The organism is Treponema bryantii (genome assembly GCF_036492245.1).
Taxonomy (GTDB): Bacteria; Spirochaetota; Spirochaetia; order Treponematales; family Treponemataceae; genus Treponema_D; species Treponema_D bryantii_C.
In genome coordinates this window covers 1187741-1208842 of record NZ_AP025286.1, presented here as the reverse complement: position 1 = coordinate 1208842, position 21102 = coordinate 1187741, and the positions used below count along the sequence as shown (strand labels likewise).

21 protein-coding genes are annotated in these 21102 nt (G+C 39.1%); 3 read left to right on the top strand and 18 right to left on the bottom strand.

Annotated elements, in window-relative coordinates; genetic code table 11:
• Window positions 1–3: 3 nt before the first annotated feature.
• The 11 genes from AABJ44_RS05510 to AABJ44_RS05460 all read right to left on the bottom strand — a co-directional run bounded on the left by AABJ44_RS05510 (window position 4) and on the right by AABJ44_RS05460 (window position 13415).
• Window positions 4–2187: a polysaccharide deacetylase family protein gene (locus tag AABJ44_RS05510; RefSeq protein ID WP_338370927.1), complete on the bottom strand. Its 2184-nt coding sequence runs from the start codon at window positions 2185–2187 to the stop codon at window positions 4–6.
• On the bottom strand, window positions 2184–2420 hold the full coding sequence (locus AABJ44_RS05505; protein WP_074645462.1) for a hypothetical protein: 237 nt from the start codon (window positions 2418–2420) through the stop codon (window positions 2184–2186). Before AABJ44_RS05505 ends, AABJ44_RS05510 begins: the two co-directional genes overlap by 4 nt.
• 11 nt (window positions 2421–2431) lie before the next feature.
• On the bottom strand, window positions 2432–3664 hold the full coding sequence (locus tag AABJ44_RS05500; RefSeq protein ID WP_338370926.1) for a peptidoglycan DD-metalloendopeptidase family protein: 1233 nt from the start codon (window positions 3662–3664) through the stop codon (window positions 2432–2434).
• Between the two features lie 32 nt (window positions 3665–3696).
• The gene (locus tag AABJ44_RS05495; protein ID WP_338370925.1) at window positions 3697–5301 is read right to left on the bottom strand and encodes a motility associated factor glycosyltransferase family protein; all 1605 of its coding nucleotides are present in this window, start codon (window positions 5299–5301) and stop codon (window positions 3697–3699) included.
• Window positions 5282–7159, bottom strand: coding sequence for a penicillin-binding protein (locus AABJ44_RS05490; RefSeq protein WP_338370924.1), 1878 nt, complete (start codon window positions 7157–7159; stop codon window positions 5282–5284). Before AABJ44_RS05490 ends, AABJ44_RS05495 begins: the two co-directional genes overlap by 20 nt.
• Window positions 7160–7277: 118 nt before the next feature.
• Window positions 7278–7835 (bottom strand): hypothetical protein, encoded by a 558-nt coding sequence (locus AABJ44_RS05485; RefSeq protein ID WP_338370923.1) that lies wholly within the window; start codon window positions 7833–7835, stop codon window positions 7278–7280.
• 68 nt (window positions 7836–7903) lie between these two features.
• Window positions 7904–9100 (bottom strand): 2Fe-2S iron-sulfur cluster-binding protein, encoded by a 1197-nt coding sequence (locus AABJ44_RS05480; RefSeq protein ID WP_338370922.1) that lies wholly within the window; start codon window positions 9098–9100, stop codon window positions 7904–7906.
• On the bottom strand, window positions 9097–10629 hold the full coding sequence (locus tag AABJ44_RS05475) for a phytoene desaturase family protein (protein WP_338370921.1): 1533 nt from the start codon (window positions 10627–10629) through the stop codon (window positions 9097–9099). The genes AABJ44_RS05480 and AABJ44_RS05475 overlap by 4 nt, the downstream gene beginning before the upstream one ends.
• A 138-nt stretch (window positions 10630–10767) precedes the next feature.
• Window positions 10768–11199 (bottom strand): 3-hydroxyacyl-ACP dehydratase FabZ, encoded by a 432-nt coding sequence (gene fabZ / locus AABJ44_RS05470; protein ID WP_338370920.1) that lies wholly within the window; start codon window positions 11197–11199, stop codon window positions 10768–10770.
• A gap of 1 nt (window position 11200) precedes the next feature.
• Entirely contained in the window at window positions 11201–12454 is a 1254-nt protein-coding gene (gene fabF / locus AABJ44_RS05465; RefSeq protein WP_338370919.1) for a beta-ketoacyl-ACP synthase II, read from the bottom strand.
• Between the two features lie 10 nt (window positions 12455–12464).
• Window positions 12465–13415 (bottom strand): ACP S-malonyltransferase, encoded by a 951-nt coding sequence (locus tag AABJ44_RS05460; RefSeq protein WP_338370918.1) that lies wholly within the window; start codon window positions 13413–13415, stop codon window positions 12465–12467.
• Between the two features lie 133 nt (window positions 13416–13548).
• On the opposite strand from AABJ44_RS05460, the gene AABJ44_RS05455 reads away from it, so the two are divergent.
• Both AABJ44_RS05455 and AABJ44_RS05450 read left to right on the top strand, forming a co-directional pair.
• On the top strand, window positions 13549–13710 hold the full coding sequence (locus AABJ44_RS05455; RefSeq protein WP_177177770.1) for a hypothetical protein: 162 nt from the start codon (window positions 13549–13551) through the stop codon (window positions 13708–13710).
• Between the two features lie 12 nt (window positions 13711–13722).
• Window positions 13723–15273: a Na+/H+ antiporter NhaC family protein gene (locus tag AABJ44_RS05450; RefSeq protein ID WP_338370917.1), complete on the top strand. Its 1551-nt coding sequence runs from the start codon at window positions 13723–13725 to the stop codon at window positions 15271–15273.
• 38 nt (window positions 15274–15311) lie between these two features.
• On the opposite strand, the gene rsfS is transcribed toward AABJ44_RS05450, so the two are convergent.
• The 7 genes from rsfS to rplU form a co-directional block, all read right to left on the bottom strand.
• Entirely contained in the window at window positions 15312–15665 is a 354-nt protein-coding gene (gene rsfS, locus AABJ44_RS05445; protein ID WP_074645479.1) for a ribosome silencing factor, read from the bottom strand.
• Window positions 15666–15674: 9 nt separating this feature from the next.
• Window positions 15675–16892, bottom strand: a complete 1218-nt coding sequence (locus tag AABJ44_RS05440) for an LCP family protein (RefSeq protein WP_074645480.1) — start codon at window positions 16890–16892, stop codon at window positions 15675–15677.
• Window positions 16893–17501, bottom strand: coding sequence for a bis(5'-nucleosyl)-tetraphosphatase (symmetrical) YqeK (yqeK, locus tag AABJ44_RS05435; protein WP_074645482.1), 609 nt, complete (start codon window positions 17499–17501; stop codon window positions 16893–16895).
• Window positions 17494–18150, bottom strand: coding sequence for a nicotinate (nicotinamide) nucleotide adenylyltransferase (nadD, locus tag AABJ44_RS05430; RefSeq protein WP_338370916.1), 657 nt, complete (start codon window positions 18148–18150; stop codon window positions 17494–17496). The genes yqeK and nadD overlap by 8 nt, the downstream gene beginning before the upstream one ends.
• Window positions 18151–18167: 17 nt before the next feature.
• Window positions 18168–19292: a GTPase ObgE gene (gene obgE / locus AABJ44_RS05425; RefSeq protein ID WP_338370915.1), complete on the bottom strand. Its 1125-nt coding sequence runs from the start codon at window positions 19290–19292 to the stop codon at window positions 18168–18170.
• Between the two features lie 69 nt (window positions 19293–19361).
• Window positions 19362–19616, bottom strand: coding sequence for a 50S ribosomal protein L27 (locus tag AABJ44_RS05420; protein WP_338370914.1), 255 nt, complete (start codon window positions 19614–19616; stop codon window positions 19362–19364).
• A gap of 18 nt (window positions 19617–19634) precedes the next feature.
• Window positions 19635–19949: a 50S ribosomal protein L21 gene (gene rplU / locus AABJ44_RS05415; RefSeq protein WP_022931337.1), complete on the bottom strand. Its 315-nt coding sequence runs from the start codon at window positions 19947–19949 to the stop codon at window positions 19635–19637.
• Window positions 19950–20238: 289 nt separating this feature from the next.
• Here rplU and AABJ44_RS05410 point away from each other — a divergent pair, with 289 nt between their 5' ends.
• The gene (locus AABJ44_RS05410; protein WP_338370913.1) at window positions 20239–21099 is read left to right on the top strand and encodes a hypothetical protein; all 861 of its coding nucleotides are present in this window, start codon (window positions 20239–20241) and stop codon (window positions 21097–21099) included.
• The last annotated feature ends 3 nt before the right edge of the window (window positions 21100–21102 follow it).

The following is a 21102-nucleotide window of genomic DNA, read 5'->3' as shown; positions in this document are numbered from 1 at the left end:
GGTCTACAAGCTGTTTAAATCCACCAGTTCATAACCGCTATCCAGTAATGCACTAATCAACAACGCAACATATTTATAAAGCGGTCTTGAATGATTACTCTGTGAGAATCCACCTACAACTGATACTACTCCACCACCTGATTTTTCCAATCCGACACAATATTTCTTAATCAGTTTTTCAGGATCCATATCTGGATTCTTAAACTCGGAAACCTCTGTTACAGTATTTACATATGTGTAACCAGCGTTTTCTCCATAAGAAATCAGTTCAGGAGAAATTGAATAATATGGTGCATGCCAGAATAATGTAAGCTCTGTTCCAGTACAGGCATAGAACTCATCTTCATTACGGGCCAAACCACGGCGTACAAAGTCTTCGTTGATTACAAAACTGTTTTCTGTAAGATCTGCAGTTGTAAAGAACATTGATGCACACAGATGATTATTATTTACAATCTGTTTTGTTTCTGCCGGATAACGTCTAATAAACTCACCATTTATAAAGAAACTTCCCTTTACATTAAACTTCTTTAATTCAGAAAGAATCAAAGGAAGTCCATCTGCATTATCATAAAGTTCAAATACAAGGGCTGCCTTTTTCTTTTCCGGCATCTTTCTGGTACTTTCTTTATATAAAGGAATTGTAACAGCTCGTTTACTTAAAGAACGTACATAAAGAGCATTATCATAATTTTTGTTTGGAGTACTTCCTATAAACACTCTGTAACGTCCATTCTGTTTAACAGGAACAGGGTTCTCTGAAAAATCAATTTTTGACCATGTTCTTTTATCTGAATTATATTTGTAATAATTTGAATTACCTGCATCTGCAATAATTGAATAATCAGTAGTATTCCAATAACCGGCATTTACAGAAGACAGAGTAATTGTATCGGCCTTATTTGTATGAATATTCCATTTTCGGATACTCTTTTCTCCACCGACATAAAGGTTTGAATCATCTGTCCAGATTGCAGAAACAACTTTTTCTCCGGAAAGAACTGCAAGTCGTTTCCAGGTATTAATATCATAAACATAAACTGTTGAACCGGCAAAGAAAGCAGCCTTAGTGCCGTTTGGAGAGACAAAAGGTTTTCCAGAATCTTCAATCTCTAAAACATGCTGAGCGAGGGTATCCAGTTTATAAACAGAACCACGTTCCTTAATGCCGTCGAACGGAAGTTTTTCCTGCCAGAGAACAGGTTTACCTGCTGCATCCCAGAAAATATAAGAAGCTACAAGTGATGCATTTGATTCTGTATATGGGCGGGAATAAATAACATCCATATAATCACAGGAAGCACTACGAACTACAAGATAAGTAAAGAGTCTTCCGTTTTGAGTTACAACTGCCGAGGTTACTTCACTATTACAGGAGAATTTATCTGTAAGAGGATTAAACTGGAATGGAAGGCGTCCCATTGGCTTTCCCTGCCCTATTATTCCGGAATAAAGGCCGAGTGTATAAAGTTCTTTTGTATTGATTTTGTATAAAAGATAATCATCTACATAAGCAAGGAATTTTGATGAAGCCCAGTAAACAGAATTGATTGAGCCACGACCGATTTTTCTATATCGTTCATCAATTTCTACACCGCGGAGTACTGCATCCGGATTACAAAAGTAAACTCCATTGTTCTTTTCATATACAAGAACAGAACTGTCTGGCGCCCATTTTATAGGAAGATCTTCATACGAATTGAGAACACCTTCGCAAAGCACACTGCTTTTTCCTGTCTGAGTACTTACGAGCATCAGATTTCCTGAATAAATTGAAGTACGCTCTATGCGGCAAAAATATTTTCCATCAGGACTTACTGCATATGGAACAACTGGTACTATATTTTCCGGCATTGTGGAACTTTTTTCTATCCAGTTAACTGATCCATTCTTTTGTGAATAACGGGCAATTCCATATCTGTTTCTGATCTGAAGAACGTCTCCTCCAGAAAGAAGTTCCATCTGTTCCGGATAGCAGGTTATAACCTCAGGTATACCATCAGGTTTGCCATCTTTCAAAGCCGCATAGAAAAGTGATTTATATGGGCTCGTTCCAACCATATTGTGACGTACGGTAAAAAGAATTTCGTCGTTAAGATTTAAATCCGGATTCCCGAAGGAAGTACCGGCAAATAAAGAGAAAGAGAATAGGCTTACAACCAGACACAGTATACCTGTTTTTTTCATTTATGCATCTCCGCACTTAAAACAAGAATGGAAAGCTCTTTTTCCAGAGAATCAAGCTGTTCTTCCATCTTTTCTAATTGATTATAACGCTTTTGGAATTGTTTTTCCTTAAATTTCGCATAACGTAATTCAGCACTATCATCTTTTTCCTGAACTACACGGGATTTACCACACCAAGGGCAATAATAAAACTTCTTGTCGATTAACTTTCCACAGCCACCGCAGATACACATAAAAAATCCCCCTATTTTAGAACCGTCATTGGATCTACTAATTTTCCTTTTTTATATACTGTAAAATGAAGATGAGGACCTGTTGAATAGCCGGTTGAACCTACCAGACCAATTCTGGTTCCCTGGCTAACCCACTGCCCTTTACTTGCAATTATTTTTGACATATGAGCATACAAAGTCTGATATCCGTTACCATGATCAATAATTACATAATTTCCATAAACACGATTGATACCAGTTGTAGTTACTTTTCCACTCATTGCAGCAAGAATCGGTGTCCCTGTAGGACAAGCCATATCAGTTCCTGTATGGAAAGATTTAACACCGGCAATAGGATCAATTCTATAGCCGTATGGAGAAGACCAGCGGAATTGAGAAGCGATAGGCATTCTAAAGAGTTCACCCATTGCATTTCTTAAAGAAGCAGCATCCATAGCCGCACCAGGCAAAAATAACTGCTGGCCGGCACTTAAAGTTTCGCTTGTAAGCTCATTTACATCAAGAAGCTGTTCAAGGCTGATTTTATATTTGCCTGTAATTGAATTAAGTGAATCGCCCTTTTTAACGGTGTATACAATTCCGTCAATTGAAGGAATACGGAGTTTCTGACCAGCAGCTAACTGTCGAACATTTCCGATATCATTTACAGAAATCAAAGTTGAAATATTTGTAAGGCCAAACTTCTTAGCAATTCCACTGATTGTATCACCCGAACGAACCTTGTAAGTCTGGAAAGTTACAGGCTGTGTAAAATTTGGTTTTACAGAAGATACATCAACATCAAGAAGATTTCCTGTTTCATCATAGTCTATTTTACCTTCAAGAGCAAAATTAGCCATCAGTTTATTCAGACTTTCAATATCACCTGAATCAGCTCCCTGAAGAGTAAGTGGACCTGTATGATTTATATGATGATTTATAAGCTTTAATGTGAAAAAGCACAAAGTTCCGGCTGTAAGAACAGATGCAAGAATCACTGAAAGCTTTTTGATATTTTCTCTAATGAAAGAACCAGCCTCTGAAACTGAAGCTCCAATTACCTTAAAGAAAACGCGTATAGAAAAATCGGTTTTTACTTTTTGTGCAGAAAAGCTTTTAAGTTCTGGAGAAAAAATATTTGATGTTATTGAAGCTGACTGGCTTCTCTCTTTATGCCTGAACTGTAACTCCGGCAGACTGAAATTTATAAAGTTTTTAAAATTTCTGCTTCGGGAATTATCCTGAACGTAACTTATTATTTCCATGCTTCAAATATCGGTAAATAATAAGGGGCGGTTTAGAGATATTCTTTCAAAAATGGATATGCTGTAAGAAAATCTGATTGAGGGAAGTTTTTAAGTATATTCTGTAGTTTTTCTTTATCAGGATTATTTGAAACCAGAGCCGGAAGATTTTCTGCCTGATTTAGTAATTTTTGTTTGAAAGCTTTGATTTCAGGGTGCTTCAGAAGTTCAGAAACATCAGCTTTCTGTATTCCTGGAACTGCAAGTCCCTGCGGACATAGCGTATAAGTTTTAGTTTCCGGGCAGGCTGCAAGGCGTGCTTCAAACCACCAGGAGAACATTTTCATGCGGCTGTCTGTAAGTACAACTGAACCGTTATAGTCTTTTCCAGGTGCAGCGTTGGCACTGTACAAAGAGGCTGCTGTAAAGCGGTCTGGCGCTGTAAGGCGGCTTGAAAGAGTATGATAAGTCTGTTCCGCAGAACTTCCTTTTATATGAGTCTGTTTATTAGGAAAAGCAAAATCAAGGCCGGCAGTGTAGATTTCTTTAGCTCCACAGAAATGAGCAAAGTTCCAGGCACTGGAAGCAACTGAACCGCCTGTTCCAAGATCTCCTGGCACAAGGCCGAGCTTCTGTTCAAAATACTGACCTACAGGGAACTGCGAACCGCACAATAGTATTTTACGGCAATTAAATCTGAACACAGACGGATATGCCGAAGCTTCTGTAATCAAAATACTTTCAGGAGCTTCCAAGCCTGCTATATGACGATATGCCCAGAACTGAGGGTCAGTAAGAAGAATGAAATCTGGTTGAAGGCCGGCCCTTAGAAGAGTATGCAGAGCAGTTTCAACACAGACTGTTATTGTACGTTCTGAAATCTCTTTTATATATGGAAGAATTGTTTCTAAAGAAGGTCCTGCGCCAAGAATTAAAAACGGACAGGAAGCTGCAATATCTGCAAGCTGCGAAATACCGGCACAGTTTTCAAGCTGGCTCATATTTTTGATACTGTTTCTACACCAGAGTTTTCCAAACTTTTTTAGGGTTGCAGCATTTATTTCATTTTTTCTTTGATTTCGCTTAACAAGAGAACGAACTTCATTAAAATAAGGAACTGAATGAGCTGTAAAAGAAGGAATATCAAAAAACCAGGAATCTGAAACACCCGTCTCTCCTACATTTACCTTTGTTCCATCTTCAAGTAAGGGCAGAACAGATTCAGACGGACAGCCTACAGCAATTATCAGATTTTCAAGAGTAAATACAGGAGTCCAGTCCAGAACAGCCATAGCAGCAAAAAAATGTTTTACATCCGGTTCAATTAAAACAAGACGTGGAAGTGTTTTTCCAGCAGCAGCACGCTCCATTGCCAGCTTTGCAAATTCGATTACATGATAGCCCAGTCCAAAGCCATAAAATACAACTGCAGATTTTTGAAAAACTTCATCACGAGCAACCGCACCGGAAGCTTCCCTTTCCGGATTATAGGCAGAATGAAGTCGTACACCACCCTCACTTGCTGTTATACTTTGATTTTTTGCTTTTTCAAGATTCCATATTGATTCTGGCGGAACTGGTTCACTGCCAGTCATCTGTGCCAGCTGCGGGAATCTTTTTTTGAACGCTTCGAAATTATTATTCCAGATTGAGTTCAATTACCATGTTCTCCGTAACTGGGGTTCCCGGCTCCGGGCTCTGGCTTGTAACCCAGCCGCTTCCGTTTATATTTAGACGGATGTCTGTACGTTCCATAAGAGGCAGAAGCTCACGCTTTGATTTTCCGGTAAAATCTGGAACGACTGAGCCAACCTGAATTCCCTGAGATGACGAAATTGTTATTACTCCACTGTGCTCAAGAGATGCGGCGCCGCCACGGCTCATTCCAAGGTGGTCAATGATAATATCTGCGGCTTCTCCGATTACAGGAGCTACGATACGTCCACCGTAAGTTTCACCCTTAGCCTTTTCAACTACGATATACAGAACAATCTGAGGTTCATCAACCGGGAAAATAGCAATACAGCTTGAAAGGAAGTCTGTATCACTATAACCGCCATGTACCTTATCTGCCATCTGAGCTGTACCGGTTTTTACACCGATATCAACATCGCGGAGATTTGCACGGGAACCTGTTCCACTCTTTGCAGTTGTTTCCATACAACTGAGGATATAATCAGCTGTATTCTTTGAGAAAACGCGGTCCTTATACTGAGGTTCATGCTCATAATAAGTTGTACCGTCTTTATTTGTAATCTTATGAATAAATGAAAGCTGAACAGGAATACCGCCGTTTCCAATGGAAGTAGCAGCCTGTACCATCTGAAGTGCAGACACACTGATTTCCTGTCCGATTGCAATTGTAGGTTTTGAACGCGCAGACCAAAGTGCGCTTGTTGTATCTTTTACAGAACCCGAGGTTTCACCAGGAAGCTCTACTCCGGTTTTCTTACCAAAGCCAAGCATTCGGATTCTTGCCATAAATTCATCTTCACTGATTCTGTCGCTTATCTGTCCAAGAACATCGTTACAGGAATAACGGAGTCCGTCTTTAGGTGTACACCAGCCATGATGCTCCAGACACTTAATTCTGATTGTTTCACCACCGGCAATACGCTTTTCATACATTCCGTCACAAAGGAAAGAATCATTAGGAGAGATTCCATGTTCGTCGTAAACAATTCCAACTGTAAAGATTTTGAATACAGATCCCGGTTCATAGGCTGTCATTGCTGGTCTGTCTACTTTTGCTTCAATCATAGAAGAACCATATTCATTCAAATCTGCAGAAGGAAGACTTATGTATGAAAGTACCTCACCTGTTGTACAATCAGCAGCAATAAGCATCATGCTTTCTGCCTGAGTTTCGTTCATTGTTTTATGAGCAATCTGTTCAAGCTTATACTGAAGGTTTGCATCTATACTCAAAAAGACATTTCGTCCCTGGAGTGGTTCACCGTTTTCATCTGTTCCTGAAGGAGCAAGCACACTCTGCTGGGAGAATTCAATTCCTGCAAGACCGCGCCCATCATCACCCATATAACCGATTAACTGAGAAGCAAGTGCATGATTCGGATAATTACGGCCAGGAATTTTTTCATAACTTACAAAATTATAACCTTTTTCATCTGTAAGCTGTTTAAGAGGCTCATACATTGTCTGTGTTATTTTTTTCTTAAGATAAACAAAACTTCGGTTTGTATTTATTATTTCCAGAACCTCTTCAGGAAGCATTTCCAGAAGTGGAGCTACATCATTTGCAAAACGAGTTTTGATTTTTTCGCTATCTTTTATATTTTTTACAGATACACCGACATGATAGAAATTAGTCTGAACTGCAAGTGGAAAGCCGGAACGGTCTACAATTGAACCACGCTCAACAGGTGGCACATTCTGAGCCACAGGTGTAACCGGTTGAAGAGAAAGTTTCGCATATGTAAACAGTAAAACAAGAAGACAGATTCCACAGCAAATGAAAAAGAAAATTGTCTGCTTAGGTCTGAAGAACTGATTCACAATAAATTTCCACCCATATCTATTGTAAACCTAAATTAAGATAATTTCTAGATATAAAAAAACCGTCATTACTTTGTGATGGTAGCAATAACGGTTATACTAACTAATCAAACAAAACTTATTCGAGAAGACTATCTAAAAGATAACTTGCCATTATTTTTTTCCATGAAATATTTTGGAGATTATCTAGTTTAGTATAAGGATGCTCTTTATTAAATGGAGCAATATTTTTCCCTCGAGGTTCAAGATCTATAAAATTATACATCCATGTCCACTTTGAAGCAGACATTTTAAAAGAATATGTTTTTGTATCACTAGCATCATCATCAGTTGAATTTGAAATAGTAGTTTTAGTACTATTTGAAAAATTCTTAATAATGTATTTATAATCTGTTAATCCATTAATAACAGAATTTACTTCTGTTGATCCAACAACAACAACATTTAACCCTGGCTCAATTTGCACATTTGTTTCTGTTACAAATCCATTTTCAGTATAACAAAGATATACATTCAAAGTAGTTTCATTACCTGCTTTGTTAGCATATGTAATTTGCCGCATAAACCATGTATCTTTAGGTGCTGTAAATGCATCTTTCAAATCTTTACAACCAGATACAATCATTCCACAAAGAAGCACAACTGCAGCAGCAAAAATCTTCACATATTTCTTCATAATAATTCACTCCTGTTAAAAATATATGTTATTCAATTATAAGCCTAAGATCTTTATTTTGTCAAAAATCAATTTACAGGAGGAATTTCCAATGTGATATCTCCAAGAGGAAATGTTGCACAAGGATGAATATATCCAAACTGAGCATCTGCTAATCTTCTTCCATCACTTTCTTCCGGAATGAAAACTTCGCCACTGAGCAATCTTGAACGGCACCAGCCACAGATACCACTTCGACATCTTGCAGGAGCAGGTATACCGTTTCTTTCAAGAGCAGAAAGCAGAGTATATTCTGATGAACACTCAGCTGTAACCGTTTTTCCGGCACAGATAACAGTAAGCTTATAAGTTCCCTCTTTTTCACAAGGGAAGGTCTTATAATCCTTTGCATGTTTACTTACGCCAGAAAGTTCGAACCTTACGAATTTTCTTCTGATATTTAAGGCAGGGATTTCTTTTTCTAAGAAATCATACATAGCCTTTGGTCCACAGACAAATACAGAATAAGAATCTGTTCCAGCATATTTCTTTATTAGATCAGCGCCAATAAAGCCGTTTTCAAATTCATCTTTTTTCTCATCACTGAGTACATGAACAATCTTAATTTTTTCACAACCAGACGCTAATTCCTCAAGCTCATTTTTCAAAAGAATATCTTTTTCAGTTTTAGAGCCATACAAAATTGTAAGAGAAAAATCTTCAGTTCCCTCTTTTACAGCTTTTGCCAGTGAATAAAATACAGAAATACCGCTTCCACCAGCAATTCCAATTACAGTCTTTGCATCACGTAACGGTTCATAAGTAAAGTTTCCAAGAGGTCCGGAAGACACAACTTTTGTTCCTTTTTCCCAATTATTCAGAATATATTCAGAAACAAAACCATCAGAAACTTTCTTTACAAGAATCTGATATTTTCCATTGAGGGCGTCTTTCGGAGAAGAACAGATTGTATAAGGTCGGGTTGTATAAACCGAACCAATTTTCAGTGTAAAGCACAAATACTGACCGGCTGAAAAATATGCAAGCTGCTCTGTTCCTGCTTCCTTATCAGGACAAAGTGTAAACAGTTTTGCACTGTCATTCAAAATCTGTACATCTGATACAATCAATTTCTGACTTTTTGGATGAAGAGCCGCAGCCAGTCTATTTGCCTTATATGCATTGAGCTCCGGTAATTTTTCTTCTGGTGATGATTCTATCTTTTTTTCGCGAACAGGAATAAGAGTTGTAAAATCCATCATGTTCAGTTTTCTAAGTCCACTCATCTAGATGCCTCCTCTTTTTCTGCTTCCTGTGCTGCCCTGAGTTTTCTGACTACCCTGCTTCCAATAAAGGAACCTGTATAATATGCAGAACAATAACCGTCTCCACGAATATGATGTCCGCCGACAAAAGAAAGCCCTGGAATTGTGTATTCTTTTGCTTCGTGTGCTACACGCGCCATCAGATTATCCCAATCGGAAAGTCTGTAACCGTAAATAGTTCCATCCGGTGTATCCAGATAGCGGGCAAAGGTTACTGGCGTTGCAACAGAGATTTCTTCAATATGGGAACGGATATCTTTACCGGTAAGTTTTTCGTATTCACCGATATATTTCTCTGCAAGCTCATTCTTGTATTTTTTGTATTCCTCCGGTTTAAGATCTGGAAGATCCTTTCCATAACACAAGGTTGTAAAGAATAGTGTGCAGGTTCCTTTTGGAGAACTTTCAGGAATAACAGTATTTAAACAGTTCACGATATATAGTCCGTTTGTATCATGCTGCACCTTTGGATCCGGATGATTCATAATAAAAGTTGTGTAATCATCTATTCCAAGTTCTTCCCTGCTGCAATCAAGCCCAAGATAAATTGTTGAAACTGAAACTCCAAATTCACGGCTATTTGCAAGTTTAAGGTCTACTGACGGAATCTTTTTCTGATCCATCATATTAAACACATTATTTGGAATGATGTTTGAAATTACTTCTTTAGCATAGATTTTCTGTCCATTTACTTCTACGCCACAAACCTTTCCAGAATCATCTGTCAGAAAACCTGTAACCTTGCTGTTGAACCAGACTTCTCCTCCGTTATCGCGAAAGGCTTTTATAAGAGATTCTGAGATTTCATGAGAACGCTTAGCAGGCATTGCAGCACCGAATTCAACATAACTTCTGAGCATATTAAGATAATGCATACAATTCAGTTCACTAGTAGGCACTCCAAGATAGCACCAGTAGGTATTTACGATATTTCGTGCTTTTTCTGGAATTCCAAAAGCCTTCTCAACTTCTTCTACAGTATGAGATGCAGCCCGCATAAAATTACCGTAGCGAAGTGCCATTACAAGTTTATTAGGTTTTCCTTTTTTTCTTGTGATGTAATACAGTGCTTTTCCATCATGCTTTGCCAGCTTAAATAAAGACATTACTTTTTTATATGAACCAGGAACAGCTTCATCAACTGATTTACAGAAACCTTTTATTCCGCTGCGGACTGTTACATCATATCCATCCGGACCTGTAACAATTGCACGGAACATATTTTTCTCATACCGCCAGTCTACCTCAGCTCCTAAATCATGAATGATATTGTAAACATAATCTCTGTTACCTGGTACACCAACTCCACTAAGTTCATGCAGAGACGGCTCAAATTCGAATCTTCCACGAATAAAACTGGTTGCACATCCACCCGGAAGATTATGTTTTTCTAAAAGTAAAGTTTTGAATCCATTTTTTGCGGTGGTTCCGGCGGCTACAAGACCTCCATTTCCAGCACCAACAACAATTACATCATAGAGGGGTTCCATAAGAAAGCATTTCTCCTTTTTGTATAAATTCAGTATACCCCCACTTTTTGGATATCGCAAATATTTGAATACTTTTCGGGCATAAAAAAAGCAGTCCGACTAATCGAACTGCTTTGAACGCTTTATATTCTGTTTAGTTTAGTTGGCAGAACCAACTAAACACATCCATTCAGCTTCAGCACAAAGAGTGTCTCCAACATAGGCTTTTCCGGACTGTTTAATCATCTTTGGACTGTTGCGGAGGAACTCAATTTCCATGCGAACCTTATCGCCAGGACGAACCTGATTGCGGAACTTAACCTTATCCAAAGTTGCAAAGAAGAAAAGTCCATCTGCAGGAACAATGTTGAGATAGCGGAGAGCTGCTCCACCAGCCTGTGCCATTGTTTCGCAAAGGATTACTCCAGGTACTACAGGGTACTCAGGAAAGTGTCCTTTGAAAAAGAATTCATTTTCAGTAAAGGTATGCTCACAAACACAACCTTTTTCATCTGCGCTGATAATTGCATCAACGAATAAGAAAGGCTCACGGTGTGGCAAAAGTGATTTTATATCTTCTGTCAAAGCCATATTACTTTACCTTCTTGATAATGATAGCACCGTTGTGTCCGCCAAATCCGAATGTTGCAGACATAGCAGCATCAATATTCATTTCAATTCCCTTGTTTGGAACGTAGTCGAGATCACAGCCGCCTTCTACATCAGGATTATCGAGGTTCTTTGTACAAGGAACAAAGCTGTCGTTGATTGCTTTTACACAAATCATTGCTTCTACAGCACCAGTAGCACCAAGACAGTGACCGTGCATAGACTTTGTTGAAGAAATCTTAAGCTTACGTGCGTTTTCTTCACCGAAAGCAATCTTAATCATATTTGTTTCGCTTGAATCGTTCTTCATTGTAGAAGTACCGTGAGCGTTGTAATACTGAATCTCGCTTGGATCCATTCCGGCATCCTTGAGGGCGCGTGTCATACACTTTGAACCGCAGATTCCGTCTGGATTTGGAGCTGTAAGGTGATATCCATCACAAGAAGCACCATAACCTGCAATTTCTGCATAAATTTTTGCACCACGTGCTTTAGCGTGCTCATACTCTTCAAGAACGAGAATTGCAGAACCTTCACCCATGATAAATCCGTTACGATCCTTATCGAATGGACGGCTTGCCTTTGTTGGGTCTTCATCAAAACCTGTAGAAAGAGCGTGAAGTACTTCAAAACCTACAACACCGAACTGACAGATTGTAGATTCTGCACCACCACTCAAACATGTATCAAGACGACCGCTTCTAACCATATCAAATGCAACACCAAGAGCATCTGTACCAGAAGAACAGGCAGTAGCAATTGACTGAACAGGACCATGAACGCCAAAGTTAATGGCAATATTTCCGCCAACTTCGTTAGGAATAAGCTTTGGGATAGCCATAGGATTAGTTTTTACACCACCCATTCTTCCCATTCCAAGAACGTCTGCTTCAGTTTCTTCAAGACCACCAATTCCAACACCAAGGATGATTCCTGTTTCGTCGAGAACTTCTGCATTACCCATAAGTCCTGCATCATCAAGTGCCATTTTAGCAGCAGCTACACCAAGCTGAGTAAAGCGAGCCATCTTGCGGGCATCCTTTGAATCCATATAAAGAGAAGGATCAAAGTTTTTTACTTCTGCAGCATAGTGAACCTTATTGATTGATGCATCAAAAAGAGTGATTGGACCGATTCCGCTTTTTCCAGCTTTAATTCCAGCCCAAGTTTCTTCTACAGTATTTCCAAGAGGAGTAATAGCTCCCATTCCAGTAATTACAACACGTCTGTTTGCCATTTTTATTTCCTTAAAGTGTGTTTATTGATTCAGCTGAGTTTACAGCCTTGCATTCTGCAGTTTCTGCATATCCAGATTTACCCCAAAGACCTGTAAGAACAGCGCCTACACCAGGTTCAATGAGTTCCCATTCGTCTCCGCTTGCCTTAATAAGGTCATTCAAAACAGCTTCTTCCGATGTCCAGCGAACAGGGTTTGTAAGGTGGAGAACGGCATTCTTTTTGATTTCTTCACCATTCTCTGCCTGCTTTCCTGTTACATTGCTGAAAAGTGTTTTATCTGGATTGTTGAATGTTACACCAGCGATTGCCTTTTCAAAATTATCAGCAGCTTCCTGCATAAGAGGACTGTGGAAAGGACCAGCAACTGCAAGTCTCAAAGCACGACGTGCGCCAGCTTCCTTTGCAGCAGCTTCAATCTGAGTCAAAGCATCAGCTGTACCACTAACTACTGTCTGAACAGGACTGTTCAGGTTTGCAGCATAAGCATCTTTAATGCCATTTGCGAGTTCTTCAACCTTCTCTGGAGGAAGTCCGAGAACAGCTGTCATTCCAGGTGCATGACCTTCGTTTGCTTTAGCAATATTTTCGCAGGTAGCCTGCATGATAAGTCCGCGTTCACGAACTACTTTGATTACATCTTCAAAGCTCAAAACGCCTGCAGCATACAAAGCAGGGAATTCACCAAGAGAGAATCCCATAGCTGCAGATGGCTCAATACCTTTTGTCTTCAAAACAGCCATAACTGCAAGAGAAGCAGTTGTAATAGCAAGCTGACTGTTATCGCTGCGGCTCAGAGTTGCAGCATCGCTTTCCCAAAGAAGCTTTGGCATATCTACGCCGGTGATTTTTGTTACTTCATCAACCACTGCACGTGCTTCAGGATAAGCATCACAGATATCCTTAATCATACCCGGAACCTGTGCACCCTGTCCCGGAAATAAAAATGCATATTTCTTCATTATTTACCCCTATAAGAATATTCTGCCAAAAGGCACATATACAAAATGACATTTTATATCAATTTTGTCAATATAAAAAACATTTCTATTTAATTTTAAGTTGTGATACAATTAAATCAGGAGGATTAAAAAAATGACTAATGAAAAAGCATTAAAAGCATTGCGTCAGATTAAAACTTACTGCGCAGCCACACAACTTGAAGAACTTGATTATGTAATTGAAGTTCTTGAAAAGCTTGAAAAAGACGGCATTAAGGAACCTCTCGCAACAGATTTTAAATCTTTATCGAAATAAAAGGAATAAAAAATGATAGGAACATTCTGGGCATTAGTGCCCGCAATTGTGGCCATTGCACTGGCTCTCTGGACTAAGGAAGTTTACTCTTCCCTTTTTATTGGTATTGTAATCGGCGGACTTTTCTATGCAATTGAAACCGCTGCAGGTTTTCCAGGCTTCTTCAATCACATTTTTAATGATGGAATGATTGCACAGCTTTCTGACAGCTGGAACGTAGGTATTCTTGTATTCCTCGTTGTGCTTGGAATTATGGTTGCCCTTATGAACAAAGCAGGCGGTTCTGCTGCATTCGGACGCTGGGCAAAAAAACACATTAAGACAAAGGTTGGTGCACAGGTTGCTACAATAGTTCTTGGAATCTTCATTTTTATTGATGATTACTTTAACTGTCTTACTGTAGGTTCAGTTATGAGACCTATGACTTCTAAGTACGGTATTTCAAAAGAAAAGCTCGCTTATCTGATTGACTCAACTGCAGCACCTGTTTGTATCATTGCCCCTATTTCTTCATGGGCAGCAGCCGTTGCCGGCTTTGTTTCTGAAGGTGAAAACGGCTTTACACTTTTCTGCAAAGCTATTCCTTTCAACTTTTATGCATTCTTTACTATTATAATGATGTTTGCACTGGTATTTATGAAGTTTGAATACGGTGAAATGTCTAAGTATGAAAAAGCTCTTGAAGTAATGAACAATACAGCAGATGACATTGATGAAGATGCAAATCAAAAAGGAAAAGTAATTGATCTTGTTTTCCCAATCATCGTGCTCATCATAATGTGTATTCTTGGTATGATTTACACAGGCGGATTCTTTACAAAATTCAACGTTCTTGAAGACGGAACAACTGAAGCAAACGGAAACTTCCTGAACATCATTTCATCATTCTCTGATTCAGATGCATCTGTTGGTCTTGTACTCGGTTCATTCGCTGCACTGATTATCACAATTATCTTCTATGTTTGCCGCAAGGTTCTTTCTTTCAAGGGAAGTATGCTTTGTGTACCAGACGGATTTAAGGCAATGGTTCCAGCTATTTTGATTTTGACTTTAGCATGGACACTTAAGGCAATGACAGACAGTCTTGGTGCGAAAGAATATGTTGCAGGTCTTGTTGAAGGTTCTGCTGCAGGTCTTAAGATGATGCTTCCAGCAATCATCTTCGTAGTTGCCTGCTTCCTTGCATTTGCAACCGGTACATCCTGGGGAACATTCGGAATCCTCATTCCTATATGTATTGCAATTTTTGCACCGGGAAATCCTTTGCGCATTATTTCAATTTCTGCATGTATGGCAGGGGCTGTTTGTGGTGATCACTGTTCTCCGATTTCGGATACAACGATTATGGCGAGTGCGGGTGCTCAGTGTGAACACGTAAAGCATGTTTCAACACAGTTACCTTACGCAATTACTGTAGCAGTAGTTTCATTCCTGACTTATGTTGTTGCTGGTCTTACACAGGGAATTGGACTTATAGCAAGTGCTGTTATTTCATGGATGTTCGGAATTGTAGTTTTACTGGGATTCCTGGTATTTATGCGAAAACGCGCTTCTAAGAAATAAAAAATATAAAGCCGACTCAGTATGAGCCGGCTTATTTTTTATGCGCGGAAATCAATAGTCTTTCCAGCGTGCCACAGCTTCTCAAGATCGTAGAAGCTGCGTGCACTCTCAGACATAAGATGTACGACAATTGCGCCTAAATCAATAAGGTTCCAGTCGTCACCATCAGGACTCTTGCGGTTTGTAACATGAATCTCAAGATCATTGTCCTTAATGTATTCCTTAATCTGCTTATAAAGCCCCTGCCAGTGAGCAGAACTTGTTACAGTTACAATAACAAAATAATCTGTCCAGCTGTTAAGTCCACTAATATCGAGCAGAGTAACATCGTTACCCTTTCCATCTTCCATCAATTTTGCAATTTCAATTGCTTTTTCTTCCATTGTTTTCATAAGTCACCTCTATCTTCTAGATGGCTGAACATAACGTCCATCAAAATCTTTTCCAAGGATGATTGTAAAGTCAACGCCCGCATCAAGGCTTGAACTTTCAGCGTCCTCTTCCGGGGTCGCTTCCCTGATATTTGTACATCGGATAAACTCACCGATAATTTTTGCAACATCCATATTTCCAATATGATCTATGATTACAGTTTCTTCATAGTCGTTTCTTGGAGCATTTACAGGGCTCAATACATCGTAACTTGCATTCTGGAAAAGAATTGCCGTATTACGGGCAAGTCCCTGAGTTGTAGTACCGTTTTGAATTTCAAGCACATATACACGGCTTGTAAGAGTTCCTTCTGTAGAAGCAAGAAGGTTTGTTGTCTGCTTAACAGCTTCCTTAATAAACTCTCCGTTATTATCCGGCATCAAAAGCTGCTGACCGTCTACACGACGCAGAGAACCGGTAATAGTCTGTTTAATAATAGATTCAGAGTCAACATCAGCAATAGCCTGGAAAAGAGTTGTTTCTTCTTCAGGCTTAAGGTTTGTCTTAATAAAATCAAGATAGCGTTTTCTATTTGACTTTACGAATATCAAGAATTTCTTATCATGAAGACCTGTAATAAAGGCTGCCATAGCATTCTGATATCGTTCCTGAACATCAGCTTCAGTTTCTTCTTCGAGACGGTAATGAAGATAAGTATTGATTTTATCACCATCAAGGTTGATAGCACCAGATGGAAGAAGCCATCTCTCACCTTCCTCTGATACACAATCTACAGGCTCAGAAATAAATACCCTCATACCTCCAAGATAATCAGAAACCTTAATGAAGTTTTCAAGAGTGACAATCGCATAATAAGGAATTGTCATTCCCAAAAGTTTTTCAACTTCATTTCTATATGAAACTATACCTGCTTCAGAATAAACCTTTTCAAGCTTATCAACACGGCCAAGTGACTGATAAATTGCACCAGTATGTCCAGGAAGATTTACAAGCGCACCTTTTTTTGAAGTCGGATTATAAATCAAAACACTTGAGAAAAGCATACTCGAATCATCATCTTCAATAACAAAAAGAGTACGCATAATTCCCTTTTCTTTAAGGGCATCTTCAACAATATTAGTTTTCAGAGAAAATGCAAAAACAAACGAAAGTGCAACAGCAGTAAGAATAATAAGCGCAATAAAGATTACACCTTTCTGTTCATCACGGATTTTGATTTTTCCCATTTACAGCTTCCCCCCACTGTGTCCTGGCATTTTTATTTCTACTGTATAATATTCTATCATTTCCCGTGTTCCTGGAGCAATCTCAATATTATGATTTATGAGATATTCGTAATTTTCTTCAAGTACGGAATAAAGCATTTCATCAAGAGACAGTGCTAAAAGTCCATTGCGGTACTCATCTGTTGACTGTGGACGGCCCGGCTCAATCTTATCTGCAAGAAAAAGACATTTTGTCAGGTCGCACATTCCGACGATTCCGGAAGTGTGATTTGCTACAGCCTCAAGAATCTCCTGATCATAAACCTTAAATCGTTCTTTTAATAAAACAGCTGCGGCACGGCCATGTAACAGAGCCGGCTTTTTTCGTTCAAAATCAGTTATCTCATCTCCATCGCGGCCTGCAAGTTCAAATAGTTCTTCATTAGAAAAATCCTTGCACATATCGTGGCCGATTCCTGCAAGGTAACCTTTACGCCAGTCAAGTCCGTACTGGCGGCACATTCGGGCGCACATTTCGGCAACACGCACTGAATGCTCATAGCGGCTTTTTTTTACGTGAGCCTGTGTAAAGGCACGGATTTCTTCAGTCTTTTCTATATAATCAATCATAAAGTCTGTTTTCTATAATATAATCAAAAACTGCCGGTGGAACAAGATAGCGGAAACTTTTGCATTCGCTTATTCGGCGGCGGATATCAGTTGAAGAAACCGGTAACATTGGGTTTTCAACATAAATACATGGGTAGGCAAAGCTTTTCAAATCAAACTTAACTGAAAAATCACCCTTGTAATCTCCTGTCGGCTTGTTATCATAAAGTGAAGTTTCCATAGCCTTTACATCAGGATAACGGTGAACAATCAGTAAATCTGCAAGTTCAGAAATGCGCTGAGGATTACGCCACTTGTGAAACTCTGCTGCAACTTCATCACCCATAACAAAAGCAAGTTTACTGCTGAGTTTTCCCTCATATTTTTGGGTAAGGAATTCCAGAGTGTCTGATGTATATGATATACCACCGCGGTCTACTTCGCAGCTTTCAAGTTCAAAATGTCCATCACCTTCACTTTCGCAAAAGCGTGAAATCATTGCCATACGGTGCTTTGCATCTACAATTTTTGATGCATCCTTATGAGGAGGAACAAAAGTAGGCACAAAAAGCACCTTATCATAGCCAAGTTCTTTTACAATCGTGTCGGCAAGCATGGCATGTCCAACATGAAGAGGATTAAAAGTTCCGCCAAATACTGCAACTTTCAACGTAAACTCCCTGCTGCTTAGCCTTCACTTCCCGGATACTGAACTCCGTCGTCATCATCATCAATATAAGCGCGAGACTGCATAAAGCCTGCACCAAAAACATCAGTTCCTTTTTCTTCAGCTTCAATACGCTTTTCCTGACGATTTACCAGCTGAACAATCTGATTCTGAGCTTCCTTCATACCGCGGCCCATCATAACTGAGACAGGAATTACAGCTGTTTCAGGTTCTTCAGCACGGATTTTTTCTGCAACCTCTACAGCGTGTTCGTAAGCGCCATCAACATCAATTTTGTTGCACAAAACAATACGAGGCTTTTCCATAAGACTGTCTGAATAATTGCGAAGCTCGTTGCACAAAGTCTCATACGCTGTAAGATAATTTTCGTCGCTGCAGTCAATCATAAAAATAAGACATGCAGTACGTGTAATATGTTTAAGGAAGGTATCTCCAAGTCCAAGACCTTCAGAAGCACCTTCAATAATTCCTGGAATATCAGCAATAATAATATCGCTTTCGTCATCAACACGAAGTACACCAAGATTTGGAATGATTGTCGTAAACGGATAAGGCGCAATCTTTGGACGTGCGTTTGTAAAATATGTAAGAAGGCTTGATTTTCCGGCATTAGGGAAACCAACAAGTCCGGCATCAGCCATAATTGAAAGTTCGAGTTTTAAGAAGCGGGTTTCACCCTTCTGACCAGGATTTGCCTGTTTTGGCGCCTGATTTGTTGAAGACTTAAAGTGAACGTTACCCCAGCCGCCGTTTCCACCCTTAAGGAAGGTAAACTGCTCGTCACCTTTAGCGGTTGAAAAGTCGTAGATGATTTCGTCAGTTTCAGCATCACGGATTGTTGTTCCAGGAGGTACTGGAATTACACAGTCTTCGCCGTCTGCACCATAGCGGTTCCAGCCCTGACCGTCTCCTCCGTTTCGAGCCTTAAAGCAGTGCTTGTGACGGATATTTGCAAGAGTACGGAGATTTCGTTTAACAGTAAAAATAATGTCTCCACCCTTTCCGCCGTCACCGCCGTTAGGACCACCGTGAGGAATATATTTTTCGCGGCGAAAAGCTACACAGCCGTTTCCACCGTTACCAGAGCGAACCTCAATTGTCGCCTCATCTGCAAAACCTATCATATCGACCTCAAAAAAAAAGCCCGGCAGAGTTTAGTCAGGCCGGGCTTTTATATTCAGCGAGTGCTGAACTTAGTTAGCAGCTTCAACAGAAACAACTTTGTGGTTATTTCTTTCACCGAAAACTACTTTTCCATCAGCTGTAGCAAAAAGGCTGTCATCACCAGCTTTCATAACATTTGCTCCAGGATAGAATTTTGTTCCGCGCTGCTTTACGATGATTGAGCCTGCTGTTACAGTCTCACCAGCATATCTTTTTACACCCAAGCTTTTAGGATTCGGATCGCGTCCGTTTTTAGCACCAGATCCACCACGTGTTCTTCCCATAGTAATCTCCTTATTTAATTATGCGAGAGTGATAGACTCAACGCGTACCTTTGTATACTGCTGTCTGTGACCAATAAGACGATGATAGTCTTTCTTTGACTTGTACTTGAATACGAGAACTTTCTTATCACGGAAAGAATCTTCAACAACTACAGTTACCTTTGCACCCTTAACATAAGGAGTACCTACACTGATTTTGTCTCCATCGCTTACGAGAAGAACAGTATCAATGTCAATCTTTGAACCTTTTTCAGCATCAAGCTTATCTACTGTAAGGACAACATCTTTTTCTGCCTTGTACTGCTTGCCCTTAAATTCAATAGTTGCGTACATATAATACCTCTATCAAAAATATTCGTTATAACGCCCGATGCAGAGGAACAAGGAAACAGAATCCAAACTGCAAAAGACTGGTAAGAAGACCGGCCGGCTAACGTAAAACGGGGATTAGACGCCACCACACCTAAAGTCTAAATACGTATCAAAGAATATATCAGAAATCATTTTCTTTGGCAATAGATGATAAGACATTTGAAAAAATATTGGTGTGAGGTACTTTTTTTTTGTATAGGATATTGTAATATTACTTATCAAAAAATATTCATTTATAAAGGAAAACAAAATGAAAAAAACAATTAAATTTTTATGTGTTACCTTATTAGGAACACTTCTTTTCAGCTGCAGCAATCCGGCAGCTGATGCTCCTAAAAACAATTCAGGTAATAACTCTGAATCTGATTCTAGTTACACAAAACCTGAACTCCCAGATAGTTCTGGAATCAATCCATTTGTAGGAAATTCATACTCTGATAATTCTACAAAATATGAATTTGTTAATGATGGATTACTTAAAGAATATGATAAAAATGGAAATGACTATGAACTTGATTTTGAATATGAATATTCATATGATGCAAACACAAAAGAATTGTCATTAAGATATTCAAAAATCAATAATAAAGAAGGAACTTTGTATTCTGTACAGGAATATCTCAATATAGTTGCTGCTGATCCTGATACACAGGAAGATTTTATTAAATACAAAGAATTCTATGAAACAAAACTCATATGGAAAGCAGAAATTGATGTCTCAGGCAATCTGATTCTTCAGACTGAATACTTCAAAGAAAAACCTTCTTTTGAAGTATTGAAATCAGGAAGTACATATTTTAGAAACCTGGATAAGAATGAAAAAATCAACGAATGTCACCTTGGAAGCAGAAAATATGTTCCAGGAGTTTATGGATATATTAAAGTTTACACATCAAATAGTTCATTTAATTATTCAATCAAGACCCTTACAGAAAACACAATTGTAGCTGAAACACGTGACAATACAGATGACACTCTTTCACTTTCATATACATTGCATGAACCAAAAGACGGTATTCTTTCTATCACACTTACAACAACAGACACACCTTCAGAAACTTACACTTTAGTAACTGACGGCCCATCAACATATACAAAAGTTTCAGAATAATTT